Consider the following 16929-nt stretch of genomic DNA (forward strand, 5'->3'; position numbering starts at 1 on the left):
TTATCTCGTATTATAAATTGTTTAGTGGTTTTAAATTTTGCTTTTTGCGATTTTGTTGGCGAGAGCGCTTACATAGAACAATTGGAAACTGTGGTAAATCATAATCGGCAATAGGAAAAGAACTTTTTGTTCTTCGGGAATCCCTAGAATCATCACAAATAAACTGCCATGAACCAAAGATTTTTTGGAGCCACAAAAAGTTGTTGTAATCACATCTTCCCTGCTGAAACCCAATCGAAGTGAAATGCGTTTTAAAATCTCATATACGATAAAAAACAACGCTACTGCAGCTAGTGTAATCACCACAAAAACCAGTGAAGGAACTGTAGAAAAAATATTCTCGATAAATGCTTTAGAAAAACTTTCGTAAACGATGAGTAAAATAATGAGACGGTCAAATTCTGCAATGATTTTACTGTATTTTGTTACCCAATTTTTAAAAATCGGATTGAGCAGAATTCCCAAGATAATCGGCAAAAGAACTTTGAGTAATAATTGTTGGATAATTTCAGACTGATGACTTTCGGCAGCTTGAGCATTTAAGAAAAACCCCATCAATAAAGGCGTCATCACAATGCCAATAAGTCCAGAAATAGAGGCATTAAAAATAGCCGAAGTCACATTTCCTTTGGCAATAGACACCATCACTACCGATGAAGAAACGGTAGAAGGCAAACACGCTAAAAAATATACGGAAAGCCAACTTTGCAAGTACGGCGAATCTTTAAAAATTGGATAAAAAACCAATACCAATGCAGGAAAAAGAATGAAAGTTCCCGCTTGAACCAATAGATGCAACTTCCAGTTGGAGACATCTTTCAGGACTTCTTTCAAGTTGAGTTTTAACCCGTACAAAAGGAAAATCCCCGCAATTCCCCAATCGATGAATTGTTCTAAGTTAAATATTTGATTGTAAGATTCTTGGTAAGGAATGAGTTTTCCCGCCAAAACCATTACGAGCAATAACAATAAAAAGATGTTTTGTTTATCGGCTAATTTTCTAAGATTCAATTTCAGTATTTTCTACAAAGATACAGCAGATCAAGTAGGTGGGGAAATTATTTAGAAAATTGTAGCTTCTATAGGCTTTGTTAATGATTTCTGGGGAAAATCCGAAGTACCAAAATCACCTCAGCCAGTACAATTAGAACTATTCTAGAGAAAAAAAATATCTTTTAACTTTTGGCTAAAGCCATTAGATCTTTTAATTTTCAAAACGAGCTAAAGCCCGTTCCTATTGATTATTAAAAACTAAAAATTCAACACGTAGAAACCAAAAAATGCTTCAATCTTGCTGTATCAAGGCAAAAAAGAAGCATTCTTATGTACGATATTTCATTATTAATTCATTGATTATTAGAAGGTAGAGAGCCAACTAATATCGTTTTTTGACTTCGTCGAACCTCGTTCCTCGGTTTCTAATCTTTAATCAAATCGACCAAAGGGAGATTCACAAACACTCCTATAAAAAATAATTAATTGGTGTTTGTAAACCACAACATTAGAAAACAAAAAATGCTTCAATCTTGCTTTATCAAGGCAAAAAAGAAGCATTTTTATGTACGATATTTCATCATTAACCTATTGATTATTAGAAGGTAGAGAGCCAACTAATATCGTTAATTCTAATCTTTAATCAAACCACAACAGGTATAATGCTTAGATTGCTTAATCTATTAATATCGTTAATTCTAATCTTTAATCAAACCACAACACGAGGAAGCTCAAATACAATTCATAAAAGAATATCGTTAATTCTAATCTTTAATCAAACCACAACATCCACAGTTTCGGGCTTAAATTTGTCTAAAATATCGTTAATTCTAATCTTTAATCAAACCACAACGGAAGCGATGCAAAAGTCAATAAGATAGGAATATCGTTAATTCTAATCTTTAATCAAACCACAACACAATGATGACAATGCTTCTGCAACTGCTGAATATCGTTAATTCTAATCTTTAATCAAACCACAACAAGATTACTTTGCAATCTCGTGAAACTTTAAATATCGTTAATTCTAATCTTTAATCAAACCACAACCTTATACATGAAAGGATTCGGCATCAATGAAATATCGTTAATTCTAATCTTTAATCAAACCACAACTTAGAATGTCTTTAATAGTTTTTTGGCTTAAATATCGTTAATTCTAATCTTTAATCAAACCACAACGCGAGTGTAGAAGCTATCTGATTAACTCCTAATATCGTTAATTCTAATCTTTAATCAAACCACAACTGATTGCTTTCTTTCCTTTACTTCCCCAAGAATATCGTTAATTGACTTCGTCGAACCTCGTTCCTCGGTTTCTAATCTTTAATCAAACCACAACTGTAACCGTTTTTTCCCCAAAGTTCCTTGAATATCGTTAATTCTAATCTTTAATCAAACCACAACGAGAAATAAACCCATATACATAAAGCTATCAATATCGTTAATTCTAATCTTTAATCAAACCACAACTCACCGGAGTAGATCCTGTGACTGTGACTAAATATCGTTAATTCTAATCTTTAATCAAACCACAACAGAAACAAACCGAGAATACCAAAATAGAATAATATCGTTAATTCTAATCTTTAATCAAACCACAACTATGCAGAAACGCAATCCACGTGTTTGTGAAATATCGTTAATTCTAATCTTTAATCAAACCACAACGTAACAATAAGATAAATACCAAAATGCATAAATATCGTTAATTCTAATCTTTAATCAAACCACAACATGCTATAAAGAAATATCTAAACTACCTAAAATATCGTTAATTCTAATCTTTAATCAAACCACAACGGAGTGAGCTATCGCCGAAACTCCGTTGTGGTTTGGTTGCTTATGATTATCCGTTAATGTCAAAGAACTTTTTACTAAATTAATTAAATTTTAGTTATTTTTCCTGAAACCGAAAGTTTAATTTTTATAGCATTATTATTAATTATTCCCTTCACACCCATTCGTTTTTCTTCGTTTTTATTATTAACAGATGATGTAAGCGCATGCCTAAAAGAATAGTCATTTTGAGATGTTTTCTGCACTCTATACAAATGCTCTTTTAAAACCTCATAATCTGGGTTTTCCCAATTGATTTCATCTTCGTTTAAACCTAATAAAAACATATCATTGATATGTAAAGTAGTGACCATTTCTTTTCCATCAAGAGGTAATTGATATACAGACTGTCCGGTTCTTTTACGCTCTACAACCGTCCAAAATGTTACCACTTCTTCTTTTAGATTTCCTTTTTCATCTTTGTAAATTAATACATGATGGTTATTTCTAGGATTTACCCACTGATTTACATTAGTTTTCAATTTTTCGGCTCCACCGATATTCTCTTTTACTCTTACTTTTAATATAGGAACAGGTGCGCCATTCTGATTAGGTAAAAAGATTTGAGGTTGTTTTACTCCATTTTCATCTACAATAAAAAAAGTATTTGCAGGCACTTTATCTTTTACAAAACCTCCTAATTCATTTATTCTTTTTAAAATTAAAAATCTTATAGATTCATCTACTACTTTAGCAATTTGTTTGGCTGTTTCTAAACTTTCGATAGGCTTTCTTACATGAAATGCTTCTTCTCCGTTAAATGTTCTCTTCCCATAAACGGTTTCTTTATGCAATTGTCCACGAGCAGCAACACCTAAATTGGTATGTTTTTTACTATTTTTCTCAGTGGTGTGAGTTCTAACGGTAATATCATTAGAAACTTTTTTATGAGAAACTAAAATTTGATTTACCGCTTTTTCTGCATCTTTCCAGAAGGTAAGCCAAGGCATAGGAAAATCTTTTACATCATACCCTCTATTATAGCGGTTCCATTTTGATAATTCCTGAACATAAGAAACTTTGGTACAAGCCATTACTAATGCATCAATAGCATGATGACGGTGGTCTTCTCTCGTCTTCTCATTGTCATCATTTAAAATCTGATTTAATCCCCATTTATGTCTCAAGTTAGAAGTAGCTTGTCCTGGTGAAACAGTTACTTTATTACAAATTTTAGAGAGATAGTTTTTAGCTTCCTTACTGATATATCTTGTATCATTGAGTTGTCTTGTTGAAAAATCATCATCAAATTTTTGCTGAACAAATCTTTTAAATTTTTGATACGCATTAGGATATTCTTTAGTATCAGAGAATAGTTTTAAGGCTCTTTCTTTTATTGCAGACCAATTCGCCTCATCACTACCATAAAATTCAAAAGGTGTTTTGTTCCCTTTTTTACGGTTTTCATCTGCATAGCACAATGTTTTATTAGAAAAACTATCATTCAGAGAACGACTCCAAGGATGAATATGTTCAATTTGAACTTCGCCAGAAAATAATTGAGTTACAGAAATAGGTTTCCCTGTATATGGACATGTTTGTTTACATTCTTCCCAGAGTTTATAAAGTAAAATATTGTCATGGGTAACTCTCTGTCTTTCTTCTAACAATCTTGCTTTTATTCTATCGTTTTCTCTTTCTAATCGTTTTTGTTCTTTACGAATTTTGTTACGTTGTGATTTTGATATTTTTAAATCACGAGCCATTTCTACTTTGATTTCATCAATCTTACCATGTTCGTCAATCAATTCGTTCACTAACTTTCTCATTTCAAACAAAGCCGTAATAACTATTGGATTTCTTATTGCTTGAATGTCTTTATCTGCATCTTTACCTACAGGTAACTTTTCCAATAATTCTGTGGCATCAATTGTGGCAGAATGATGATATAATTTTCTTAGTTGATTATCTGAAATATTGTAATCATTTCTCAGAATATCTTTGATGATTTCAATAAATCCACCTTTATTTTTAGAACGAACGATTTCATAAACATTATCATAAAAGAAGTTTCTTTTCTCATCAGATAGCTTTTCCCAATCTGAACCGAAAACGTTTTTAATTCCGCCCAAGACAACAGCTACATCATAGGTGAAACCTAGTTTTAAAAATGGCAGAATATTAGAAATCGCTTTTCTACTCAGACTTGCATAACCATCTTTCACATTAAATTTTGAGATAGATTCAGCCTGTTCTTCTGTGAAATTCCACTTTTTAATAGCGTATTCTTTAAGATTAGATTTACTATCAAAAAAATATAATACATGCCAAATATCTTCTTGTTCTTTTTCGGTAAACTCAAACCATTTTGTACCAAAGTACTTTTTGTTTGATAAGTTAGAAATGGTATGAGTTCCTATAATTTTATCGTCATCTTTATAATTGAACTTATATTCAGTACTTTCTTTACCAATAACTTTTCTAATTTTCTTGAATTCAGGTTTTTCATTGGCAAATAGAAACTCTACAATTTTTTCTTTTTCTTCTTGAGAAATTTTCTTTCCGTTGAATTCCACCGTATTAACCCATTGCCAAACTCTAAATTGTTCAAATGGGATAGCGCTAATAGGGCATTTTGTTTTGCGAGGTTCAAAAGAACAATTCCCCACTAAATGTTTTTGCGAACGTAAAGGTCTCTGATGAAATAAAATTCCATCTTCTTTGTAACCATCTAATTTTCTTCCACCAAATAAAGTTTTTAATTCATTCGTAAGTTCAGTATGAAATTGGGCTTGTTTGTTCCATATCAATTCAAACTCATCTACATACATTTTTCGGGTGGTGTATCGATTTCGGATTCGTTCCAAACCATCCTGAAAAGGTTGATTTTCTTTTGGATAGATTTCAAATAAATAAGTGCCTAAAGTTTTATCTTCAATGTTTTTTTGCGTTTCAGTAATTCCAATTTTTCCTTCTTTGGGATTTCCTTTAAAAATGGTACCATCATCACTTCCGCCTTTTCTACTGTTACTTAAAAATCCTCTTCTCTGAATTAAATGATAAAAAATTCTTCCTATTTCTTCTAAAGACAACTTTTCTATTAATGCTTTCTGACGTAACTCATAAGGATTTAAGGCAAACCATGTTGCTAATTTTCCAACTGGAAACCTCTTATTTCTCTTCCATTCCTGAAAATCAAAGGCTTCAAGAGGACACATTTTATTTTCTGAAAGTGCTTTTAAAAGAATTTGTTTTCTTAATCTTCTTCTGAAAAACTGTCTTCTTACTCCCCTTGCTCCAGTTCTACTGGCGTTTTTAGATATTTCACCTTCCCCATCTCCTAAATTCTCTACTCCCATAGGAAATATTCTAGTTCCTAATCCTAAAATTTTGTTTTGATTGTCTTCAATTAAGGCCCACCCAATAGAGTTCGTTCCCAAGTCTAATCCTAGAATTTTTGCCATAAGTATTAGTTTTATTTTATGAATTTATAAAATTAGCAAAAAGAAAATTTTGCACAATACGGAAGACCATAATCTTTTACAAAAAATTTTTATTTATATTTGTAGTATGATTAAAATTTCTAATCTTTAATCTTATCACAATAAGGCTATATGCCGTAGATGTAAAATCTATAGTCCTGCTTCGGTGGGACTTTTTTATTTGTCACATCCTTACTACAATCCTCCTAGATAATGGTAGGATAAAGGCAGCATAATTGCACCTCAGTTGCTGTTCAACTAGACATCACCCACTCTTATTATCTCCAAAAAAAAGCACTCATTTACTCTTCTTTTTCCACTTTTCTTCGAGTCTTGTTCGAATCAAGTCCGAATCAGCTTCGCAAAAACGGTACTTTTTCCGAACAAAACTGAACTTTGACTGCCACTTGATTCAACCCCAACTCTAATCACGGTGAAATCCTCCCCCAAAAACTCATCATTAGGTCACGTCATTTATTTAGTGTACCTTTGTAGAATAATTTATAAAATAGGTTACTGCCTTTGCTATCTGTTACAGTTTAGAATATTTTTTTATTTCTTTTTCAGTTTTTGCTTTTTCAGCGTCCCTTTTTAGAATAACACCTCACAGATGCACATAACCCTGAAAGCAAAACAAGGCAAAATAACCTGGACGAAGTTCCCCTGATCCTTATGATATAAGCGCTCTGTTTATTAACACAGCAGATTTCTTATAGCACGCAATACACCAAGATTCATTGGTTTCATCATTCATTAAAAAACAAACAGAACATTATTTATGGCAGATTCTTTCTCAAAAAAAGAAAACTTTAAGAAAAAAATTCAAAAACAAAAAGAAAAAGCACAGCGCCGTGAAGAGCGTAAAGCGAACAACAACAAAGGAAAAGAACTAGAAGATATGTTTTCCTATGTAGATGAGTTCGGAAGAATTACAACTACTCCGCCAGAAAAAAGACAAGAAGTTTCTCTAGACGATATTCAATTAGGAGCTGCTCCTATTCCTGAAGAAGAAACTAGAAAGTCTGGAATCATCACTTTCTTAAGCGAAAAAGGTTACGGTTTTATCACCGAAGACCGCTCAAAAGAAAATGTATTTTTCCACCAAAATAATGCAAGAGAAATCCTGAAAAAAGGGCACAAAGTATCTTTCGAGAAAGAAAGATCTGCTAAAGGATTTTCGGCAATCAACATTGAATTGGTCAAATAGCGAGAAATCATCTTTGGAATACTATTTCAAAACTATTTCTCTTTACTCCATACATTGCGCAAAAGCGCTATTACCCATTAAGAAACAAGAAACTTAGGTTTACTGCTTCTTAATCCATTAACCAAGGCATTGTAAAAATGTCTATTTAAAACCCATTACTATGCAAGAAGGCACCGTAAAATTTTACAACGAAACAAAAGGTTTCGGATTTATTACTCCCAACAACGGAGGAGATGACATTTTTGTACATTCTTCTGGTTTAAGCACTAGAACAATTAAAGAAAATGACAAAGTTGTGTATCAAGTAACACAAGGACAAAAAGGATTAAACGCTATTCAAGTAAAATTGGCGTAATCTCTTTTTGGTATTCTATATACACTAAAGCGACTTCTTAGGAAGTCGCTTTTTTTATGTTCATTACCAGAATTTTGATAATCAAATCATCTGTGAAAAATTTCTATCATTCAAAATAACTTTATACAACTTCTTATTTTCTGATTCTAAATTAAATTTTTAAAAAAAATTATTTTTCTTATTTTTATTTAGAATAATTTTAAATAACTTTGTCAAAAATTAATTTGCTTTGAAAAGAAAACTATTACTTATTCTGTTTGTTATTGTACATTTTATTACATTAGAAGCTCAAAACATATCTGGTTTAGTAAAAGATATAGACAGTGATTTGCCTATTGCTGGTGCTAAAGTTTCTATCGAAAACTCAGGAATTTCAACTTACACTAATCAAAAAGGCGAATTTAGTCTTCAAACGAATGCCAGAGACGAGCTCATTATTACTAAAACGGGATATTTAGAAAAAAAAATTCAGTTTACTTCCAAAACTAATATTGTTATAGAATTACAAAGAGCAACTATTAGAATACGCGAAGTAACCCTTACCGCTCGTAAAAAACACTATTCCGAAATAGAGATTAAAGAAGAAGCTCTCAAAAATATTCAGGCTTTTTCCTTAAACGAAGTTTTAGAACAAATCCCTGGACAAAAATTACAAAATCTAAACCTAAACGAATTTAAACCTATCGTATTTCGTTCGGTAACACCTACTTTTATAGGAAATGATGGTTTTGGGAATAAATCATTTGGAACTGCAGTAATGGTAGATGGAATCCCTATTTCTAATAACGAAAACATGCAGAATTATGGAGGAAATATAGGCGGGGTATTCTCCCCTAACTCTTATGGCTCAGGTTTCGGGATAGGAAACGGATTTAATGGCTATTTTACCAATGCCAATTATGGTGCAGACCTTAGGCAAATTCCTGTAGAAAATATAGAAAGTGTAGAAGTTATACAAGGGATTCCCTCGGCCAAATTTGGCGACCTTACTTCGGGGCTTATTAATGTAACCCCAAAAAGTGGAAAAACACCTTACCGTTTCTATACCACTGTAAGAGAGGGAACACAGGAATATAATATTAATAAAGGTTTTTCTTTAGGAGAGCAATTAGGTTATATGAATGTAAACCTCAATTATCTGAAGTCTAACTCAGAACCCAGAACTCAATTCAATGTCTATGAAAGAATTTCTGGGAATCTTATGTGGACTTGGTACAATAAAAATAAAAACATCAGTAATTCAATTTCATTAGACTTAGGAAGCAATTTAGACAATGCCAACTTTGAGGAAGAAGATACTGACATGAGAATCACTAACAATAAAAAAAGAGATTTTAGAGTTTCTAATCGCTTTAATTGGAGATTTAAAGAGGCTTTTTTTGATAACCTTGCCATTAATTTAAATTACAGTTCTTCTTACCAAAACTCTTACGAATCTAAAATCGTAAATGTAGGAGGAGAAGTAGTAGGAACAAGCCTCACAGAAGGAGTTTATACAGGAACATATACTCCTGTAAGTTATAGACAGATAAAGGAAGTAGAAGGAAAACCAATTTCTACATTTCTCTCTGCAGAACTCAAGAAAAAATTTAAAACCAACAACAATTGGAATCATTTCTTAGTATTGGGAACTTCTTTCAGGAGCAGTGATAATAAAGGAAGAGGAAGATTAGGGGCTCCAGAAAACATCTTGAATTTCTTTGGATTTGGAGCAGGTGAAGGAGGACAAGCAGTAAGACCTTATAATTTCGGAGAGAATGTAAGAGCAGAATATCAATATTCTCTGTTTGCAGAAGACAATATTTTCAAAGTTTTCGGGAAAAACATTTTCAATTTCAATGGTGGCTTGCGATATGACAATCAATTCGGCAGTTCTGTTTTACAACCTAGAATTAATACTTATTTTACGTTTCAGAATAAATTTAAAATCAGAGCTGGCTTTGGCATTGCTTCTAAAGCGCCATCCATTAACCAAATTTATACAGGTCCTAGATATTATGATGCGGCACTAGCAGACATTAGATTACCCGGATATTATAACTTGGGCATCGTACAAACATTTATAGATTCTCAAAACAATGAAGGCTTAAAACCTTCTAAAAGTATGCGCTCTGAAATAGGTTTTGATTACCGATTGAAGAATGGAAATATTGGAATTACTTTCTACAATAACCAACTTTATGATGGTTTCACCAACCAAAGTTTTGCAGTAAAAAGAGGAATTGCAGAACTAGACATCATCTATAATGGCACAAAAACTCCTACTTACACTATTCTAGGATATAAAGATTATTACTATACCCAAAATAGTATTGTAAATGCATTAGAATCTAGAGATAAAGGAATAGAACTTTTGGCAAACTTCAGAAAATTGCCCATCAAAAATTTAAGCATAGACATCAACGGAAGTTATGTAGAAACAACTAATAACAATAAAACAGACCGATTATATAGAAGTAGTAATGGACTGGCTAACGAAGTATATGGAGTTTACAAACCTTATGAAGTTTATTTTAAAAATCTGAACATAGGTTTTATTTTCAATTATCATTTACCAAAAGCAGGCTTAGTAATTTCTCTTAGAACACAGCATTTCTTCATCGAAGATAAAACCATGCAAGAGATTAATCAACTCTATGCCTACATTGATAAGGATTTAAATGAAAAATTACTCACAGAAGCACAGATCAAGGATAACACTTATCTGCCTCATATTAGAAACGGGAATGCAAGCGAAACTACTTATGATTTAGACAAAGTCTATCACAATCTAAATCTGAAAATTTCTAAAGATTTTCTTAATGGATTTAAGTTTTCTTTTTATGCCAATAACTTTTTGGATTTAAAACAAACCGAAACAACCTTGGTAAACGGTAGCTATATAAAAAATATTAAAACAGATTTACTTACCCTTTCCTTTGGTGCTAAAATAGAATATGAATTTTAACAAATAAATGCTATGAATAAATTATTAAGTTTTGTTGCAATTTTAATATTGCTTTTCTCTTGTAGAGATGATGATTTCGGTAAAAACGCTCAAAAAACAGTCAGTTTTAGTGTAAATGTTAAATATGATACATCATTTAACTCTGCAATAAGTAAAAACGCTGGCGTTACGCTAACCAATACCAATACTGGAGACATCTATACCCAAAATTCTAACGAAAATGGCGTGGCTAATTTCGCTTCCATCCTACCTGGCACTTATAAAATTGCCGTAAATAAAAAAATGAATGCAGAAGAGTTCACAGCTACTTTTGGTTATACACCTCCTTCTTCAGAAATTATTTTTAATGGAGCTGCAGAAAATATTATGGTAAACAACACTACCAATAATACCAGTATAGAATTAAAAACATCTAGAGTAGGAGATTTAGTCATTAAACAAATTTATTACTCAGGATCTCATACCACGCAAGGTGCATCATTCCGAGACCAATTTATAGAAATTTATAATAATTCTAATGAAACCGTGTATGCAGACGGCCTATATATTGGGCAATTATATGGAAAATCTAATATTACTGTTGCCTCTTATACACAATCTAATGGACAATTTGACTGGAGTAAATCTATGGGCATGACCAATCCAGATAAAGCCAATACAGATTATGTATATGCAGATTACGTATTCAGAATTCCTGGAAACGGCACCCAATATCCTATCCTTCCAGGAGAAAGCATTGTTATTGCACAGTCTGCACTAAACCACAAATCTCCTTTATTGAATAATGACGGAGAACCTATTAACATTCAAAATCCTGATTTAACCATAGATTTAAGTAAATCAGACTTTGAAGCATATTTGGGAGACTTTAGAAAATCTTATGGAGAAACTGTTTATTTGTATGATATACAGAATCCTGCAGTACAAGACTTAGAAATTGCTTATTGGGGAAGAGCTGGCTACTACAGCGGTAATAGAGATTTTTTAATGGATAACCTTGGCCGAGATAGTTTTATTATTTTTAGAACCAATGAGTTTGCCAATTATCCTGATTATGCAGACCCTAGCATTTCCGCAGTGACCAATACTACTAAATTCTTCAAACAAATTCCTAATAGTGTAATTATAGACGGTGTAGACTTACAGCACTTTAACCCTAGCTCACAAAGACCAAAAATGTTACCAGCAAGCATAGATGCTACTAGCATAAATTGTGATGCTTCTTTTAATTCTCAGTCTGTAATTAGAAAAGTAAAATCTACTTTTAATGGCAGAAAAATTTTAGAAGACACCAATAATTCTTCACAAGATTTTGTAAAACTTGCTAAAGCAAATCCTAAAGGTTTCGCACAATGATGAAAATAAAAGTTTATTTAATGTTATTCTTTTCACTATCATTCAGTTGGGTTTCGGCTCAGCTGGTTGATAGTATTTTTATTCCAAATCATCAGTATAATGAATTTTTACTGCATAAAATTTGGGAAAACCCCACTTCGTTTTCTGCGCTGAAACTGCAGGATTTTACTCAGACCAGCCTTACTTACACTCGTCAAGAAAATCACTTAAAAAGAGTTCAAACTGCCGAAGAAGTTAATACAATGATGTTTAGTTCAAATGGTATTTTCCAAATCAATCCACAATTGAAGCTTCTCGGTGATTTCAACTATCAATTCTCTACAGAAAAAAATATAGGATATGTACTCTCTAATCAGAGAACTGATAATTTTTATGTATTAAATCCCAACTATCTTTTTACGAAAAAAGCCAGCAATTGGGAAAAACAAAATTATGCATTAAAAGGTGGCGCTATTTATCAAATTAAAAACTTTGATTTTGGGATTATTACAACCTATGGAAACCAAAGCGCGTTCAGAAAATCTGATCCTAGACCAGAAATCAATACTGCAGAGTATTCAGGGAAAATTTTAGCAGGTTACACTTATAAAAACCATCAAATTTCCGCTTTTGGAGGTGCAGGAACTCAAAAAGATAATCATCAAGTAATGGCAGTAAACGAATATATTAATGCCCCAGCTAATGATGAATATTTTGTGAGATTTTCTAATGGTTATGGAAGACAAATTTATTTTAATTCTTTTTCCAAATTTTTATACAAAACAGATACTAAAGCCTTTGGAGGCGGTTATCGCTTTCAGAATAATAATTCTGCTTTTTTTGCTAATTATCATTACCAAAAATCTATGGAAAATCTTTTTGCCAAAGATGCAAATGGTCAAGTTTTTTTTGATGAAAATCTAGTGGCTTATAAATATAGATTAATTACTCATCACGCAGATTTTTCTTATCTCCATCAAAAAAATGAGCACTTATTCTACTCAGAAATTGCGCTCAATAGCATTACAGGAGACAATTATAATGCAATTGAGCAGGGACAAAATTACAGAATGACTTTAGATGAAGCTAGTTTCAGGAGTATTTATCAGAAAACTGAGGGAAAGAAAGTAAAATTGGGATTAACTACCCAGATTACTTTGCAAGATTTTTCTGCTACAGACTTATTAGGAGTCACTGAAAAGAAAGTTAAAAATCTATCTTTAAACATTAAAGCAAGTAAAGATTTATATTATTCTCCAGATACCAAACTCAATCTAGAAACTGGTATAAATGCTTATTTTCCTATTAATAGCTCACTTTCATATACCAAAGTTTCTTCTACCAATGTAATTTATGAGGGTGTAATTAAAAATGACCAAGCTTATGATGATACATCCAAAATAGGTCCTGAAATAGGAGTATATTTTTACAAAAAAATCAATAAAAAAAACCATATTAAAATATTTACACAATTGAATAGTGTTATTGCTTTGAGTAATCATTATCAAGATACTATAATTAATTATAACCAAAAATCTAATTTTGTGCTTTCCTCAGGGATTTCACTGTTTTATTAATCAATTAAAAATGAAAAATTCAGGCATTATTACACTTCTAATTATCTCTTTATTCGCATTATCATATACTCTTCCCGATAAGGTACAAAAGGGATATACTGCACAAGAACTCAGAGAATTATACGGAAGCGGCCATCAAGAACTTTGGCCAAAACCACATCTATTTGATGAAGCCAAGGAAAACTTTAAAGATATTGGTGCATTGCCAAAACCAGATTTCCCAAAAGACAATCCATATTCTAAAGAAAAAGAAGAACTTGGTAAATTGTTATTTTTTGACCCTAGACTCTCTAAATCTGGGCAAATTTCTTGTGCCAATTGTCACAATCCAGAAATTGCGTGGACGGACGGAAACAGAGTTTCCTTCGGTCATGATAGGAAACAAGGCAATAGAAACGCTCCTACAATTCTTAACATAGCTTTTGCTAAGTCATTATTTTGGGATGGTAGAGCCGCCTCTATAGAAGACCAAGTAAAGGGACCAATAGAGAATCCTGTAGAAATGAATCTTCATTATAAACATGCTGTAAAAAGAATTGCAAAAATTAAAGGTTATCAATCTTTTTTTGAAAAAGCATTTGGAGATGCAAAGGTCAATGAAGACAGAATTAATAAAGCGATTGCCACTTTCGAAAGAACTTTGATAAGTCCAAAATCTAAATTTGACAAATTTGTAGATGGCAAAAAAGACGAACTCACCGATTCAGAAATCAATGGTCTTCATTTATTTAGAACCAAAGCCAATTGCATCAATTGTCATAATACACCCTATTTTTCGGATCAAAAATTTCACAATGTAGGCTTAACGTATTTTGCAAGAGAATATGAAGACTTAGGCTTATATAATATTTCTAAAAAAAATGAAGATGTAGGAAAATTCAAAACCCCTACCTTAAGAGAAATTTCACAAACTGCACCTTATATGCATAACGGGTTATTTCCACATATCAGAGGAGTGCTTAACATGTATAATGCAGGAATGCCTACCGAGAAAAAAAATCCACAAAGTCTTCTTTTTCCTAAAAAATCTGAAATGCTTGTCAAATTAAATCTTAATGAACAAGAACTCACAGATTTAGAAAATTTCCTCAAAACTTTACATAGTTTTCAATATAAAATGAGAATGCCAGAATTACCAAAATAACAAAATAATCAACAACATAATATCATGAAAAAAACCATTTTATTTTTTGCATTAGCTATTGCCAATTTTTTGTTCGCTCAAAAAAACGAAATACCAGAAGCGTTGCCTGGTACAGAATATGGAGCTGGAGTTTCAGAACAAGTTACTTTCAATGTATATTCTACTGATAAATTAATCAATGAACTCGAGAAAGAAAAAGAGCTAAAAGACATTGTGATTCAAGCTAAAATAACTGGCGTCTGCGAAAAAAAGGGATGTTGGATCACTTTAGAAAACTCCCAAAACACTACTATTTTTGTTAAAATGAAGGATTATGCTTTTTTCCTGCCTATGTCTGCATTAGGAAAAACAGTATTGTTACAAGCAGATGCTAATAAAAAAATTACCTCTGTAGAAGAATTAAAACATTATGCGGAAGACGCGAAAAAAACCAAAGAAGAAATTGAAAAAATAACAGAACCTAAAACAGAAATTAGGGTCTTAGCCAAAGGAATAAAAATATTAAACTAATCACATTTTTTACTCCAAATAAAGAAGCACTTACTGTGCTTCTTTTTTATTTAGATATTTGCAGAAATTACACTTTTGAAGAAAAAAATATTTTAAGTTTTATATCTACCAATAAGACTTAAAAATTGAATTAAAAAAGTCAACAAAATTCCTTATTTTTGCACATCTTAAAAAATCATTCACTATGTTTAATAGTCTTCAGGACAAGCTAGATAAAGCCTTACAAAACATTCAAGGCCGCGGAAAAATTACAGAAATTAACGTAGCAGAGACGGTAAAAGAAATTCGCCGTGCTCTAGTAGATGCCGATGTTAATTACAAAGTAGCCAAAGACCTTACCAAAAGAGTTCAAGACAAAGCACTGGGACAAAACGTGCTTACGTCTATTACTCCAGGGCAATTGATGACCAAGATTGTACATGATGAATTGGTAGAATTGATGGGTACTACTCAGGAAGGCATCAATCTTTCTGACAAGCCTACCATTATTTTAATTGCTGGGTTACAAGGTTCTGGTAAAACTACTTTTTCTGGAAAATTAGCCAACTATTTAAAACAAAAAAGAAGCAAAAACCCTTTATTGGTTGCTTGTGACGTTTACAGACCTGCTGCAATAGACCAGTTAACGGTTCTTGCAGACCAAGTAGGCGTAACCATTTACAAAGAAATCGAAAATAAAAATCCTGTAGAAATTTCTCAAAACGCTATTCAGTTTGCTAAAGACAATAAGCATGATGTAGTGATTATAGATACTGCAGGTCGTCTTGCCATAGACGAAGCCATGATGAACGAAATCAGAAACGTTCACCAAGCCGTAAAACCTACCGAAACCCTTTTCGTAGTAGATGCCATGACGGGACAAGATGCCGTAAATACAGCTCTTGCCTTTAACCATGTCTTGGATTATAACGGTGTAGTTTTAACCAAATTAGATGGCGATACCAGAGGTGGTGCCGCGCTTACTGTTCGTTCGGTAGTTCATAAGCCAATTAAGTTTATTTCTACTGGCGAAAAAATGGAAGCTCTAGACCTGTTCTACCCAGAAAGAATGGCAGACAGAATTCTAGGAATGGGAGACGTAGTTTCCCTAGTAGAAAGAGCTCAAGAACAATTTGACGAAGAAGAAGCTAAAAAACTTCATAAAAAAATCGCTAAAAATGAATTTGGTTTTGATGATTTCTTAACGCAGATTAACCAAATCAAAAAAATGGGTAACATGAAAGACTTAATGGGAATGTTACCAGGTGTAGGAAAAGCGATAAAAGATGTAGACATTAATGATGACGCTTTCAAACACATAGAAGCCATTATTTATTCTATGACTCCAGAAGAAAGGAGAAGACCTTCTGTGATTGATATGAACCGTAAAAAAAGAATTGCTAAAGGTGCTGGTAGAAAATTAGAAGATGTAAATGCACTGATGAAACAATTCGAACAGATGGGCAAAATGATGAAGATGATGCAAGGCCCTCAAGGAAAACAACTCATGCAGATGATGAGCAAAGGAATGCCAAGTATGCCAGGAATGGGCGGCAACCTTTTCGGAAAATAGTTTTAAAATATATAAATAAAAAATCCTGAGAAATTCTCAGGATTTTTT

General features: G+C 32.3%; 10 protein-coding genes and 1 CRISPR repeat array. Of the genes, 8 read left to right on the forward strand and 2 right to left on the reverse strand.

Features of this window, described 5'->3' with window-relative positions; genetic code table 11:
* Positions 1 to 30 precede the first annotated feature (30 nt).
* Both QO190_RS04695 and cas9 read right to left on the reverse strand, forming a co-directional pair.
* Complete coding sequence (locus QO190_RS04695; RefSeq protein ID WP_371461810.1) at positions 31 to 1011, reverse strand: bile acid:sodium symporter family protein; 981 nt, start codon at positions 1009 to 1011, stop codon at positions 31 to 33.
* Positions 1012 to 1612: 601 nt separating this feature from the next.
* Positions 1613 to 2796: direct repeats of the CRISPR family, unit length 36 nt; unit sequence AATATCGTTAATTCTAATCTTTAATCAAACCACAAC.
* Positions 2797 to 2879: 83 nt separating this feature from the next.
* The gene (gene cas9 / locus QO190_RS04700; protein WP_371461808.1) at positions 2880 to 6236 is read right to left on the reverse strand and encodes a type II CRISPR RNA-guided endonuclease Cas9; all 3357 of its coding nucleotides are present in this window, start codon (positions 6234 to 6236) and stop codon (positions 2880 to 2882) included.
* Positions 6237 to 7032: 796 nt separating this feature from the next.
* Here cas9 and QO190_RS04705 point away from each other — a divergent pair.
* From QO190_RS04705 to ffh, 8 genes are all read left to right on the forward strand, one after another.
* Positions 7033 to 7461, forward strand: a complete 429-nt coding sequence (locus QO190_RS04705; RefSeq protein WP_069797279.1) for a cold-shock protein — start codon at positions 7033 to 7035, stop codon at positions 7459 to 7461.
* 160 nt (positions 7462 to 7621) lie between these two features.
* A complete protein-coding gene (locus QO190_RS04710; protein WP_069797280.1) occupies positions 7622 to 7816 on the forward strand; it encodes a cold-shock protein in 195 nt (64 codons plus the stop codon).
* Between the two features lie 229 nt (positions 7817 to 8045).
* The gene (locus tag QO190_RS04715) at positions 8046 to 10763 is read left to right on the forward strand and encodes a TonB-dependent receptor domain-containing protein (protein ID WP_371461807.1); all 2718 of its coding nucleotides are present in this window, start codon (positions 8046 to 8048) and stop codon (positions 10761 to 10763) included.
* A 12-nt stretch (positions 10764 to 10775) separates the two neighbouring features.
* The gene (locus tag QO190_RS04720) at positions 10776 to 12119 is read left to right on the forward strand and encodes a DUF4876 domain-containing protein (RefSeq protein ID WP_371461806.1); all 1344 of its coding nucleotides are present in this window, start codon (positions 10776 to 10778) and stop codon (positions 12117 to 12119) included.
* Positions 12116 to 13675 carry a DUF6850 family outer membrane beta-barrel protein gene (locus QO190_RS04725; RefSeq protein ID WP_371461805.1) on the forward strand — a complete coding sequence of 520 codons (1560 nt, stop codon included), beginning with the start codon at positions 12116 to 12118 and terminating at the stop codon, positions 13673 to 13675. Before QO190_RS04720 ends, QO190_RS04725 begins: the two co-directional genes overlap by 4 nt.
* A gap of 10 nt (positions 13676 to 13685) precedes the next feature.
* Complete coding sequence (locus QO190_RS04730; protein ID WP_371461804.1) at positions 13686 to 14819, forward strand: cytochrome-c peroxidase; 1134 nt, start codon at positions 13686 to 13688, stop codon at positions 14817 to 14819.
* A 24-nt stretch (positions 14820 to 14843) separates the two neighbouring features.
* Positions 14844 to 15329, forward strand: coding sequence for a DUF4920 domain-containing protein (locus tag QO190_RS04735; protein WP_371461803.1), 486 nt, complete (start codon positions 14844 to 14846; stop codon positions 15327 to 15329).
* 184 nt (positions 15330 to 15513) lie between these two features.
* Positions 15514 to 16881 (forward strand): signal recognition particle protein, encoded by a 1368-nt coding sequence (ffh, locus tag QO190_RS04740; protein WP_104793550.1) that lies wholly within the window; start codon positions 15514 to 15516, stop codon positions 16879 to 16881.
* Positions 16882 to 16929 lie beyond the last annotated feature (48 nt).

Origin of the sequence: Cloacibacterium sp. Arc13, assembly GCF_041431305.1 — a bacterium.
Classification (GTDB): domain Bacteria; phylum Bacteroidota; class Bacteroidia; order Flavobacteriales; family Weeksellaceae; genus Cloacibacterium; species Cloacibacterium caeni_B.

What these genes read in the sequence shown, in the direction of transcription:
- cas9 (WP_371461808.1), bottom strand. Translation starts at nt 6,236, where the DNA reads ATGGCAAAAATTCTAGGATTAGACTTGGGAACGAACTCTATTGGGTGG.
- QO190_RS04705 (WP_069797279.1), top strand. Translation starts at nt 7,033, where the DNA reads ATGGCAGATTCTTTCTCAAAAAAAGAAAACTTTAAGAAAAAAATTCAA.
- QO190_RS04710 (WP_069797280.1), top strand. Translation starts at nt 7,622, where the DNA reads ATGCAAGAAGGCACCGTAAAATTTTACAACGAAACAAAAGGTTTCGGA.
- QO190_RS04720 (WP_371461806.1), top strand. Translation starts at nt 10,776, where the DNA reads ATGAATAAATTATTAAGTTTTGTTGCAATTTTAATATTGCTTTTCTCT.
- QO190_RS04725 (WP_371461805.1), top strand. Translation starts at nt 12,116, where the DNA reads ATGATGAAAATAAAAGTTTATTTAATGTTATTCTTTTCACTATCATTC.
- QO190_RS04730 (WP_371461804.1), top strand. Translation starts at nt 13,686, where the DNA reads ATGAAAAATTCAGGCATTATTACACTTCTAATTATCTCTTTATTCGCA.
- QO190_RS04735 (WP_371461803.1), top strand. Translation starts at nt 14,844, where the DNA reads ATGAAAAAAACCATTTTATTTTTTGCATTAGCTATTGCCAATTTTTTG.
- ffh (WP_104793550.1), top strand. Translation starts at nt 15,514, where the DNA reads ATGTTTAATAGTCTTCAGGACAAGCTAGATAAAGCCTTACAAAACATT.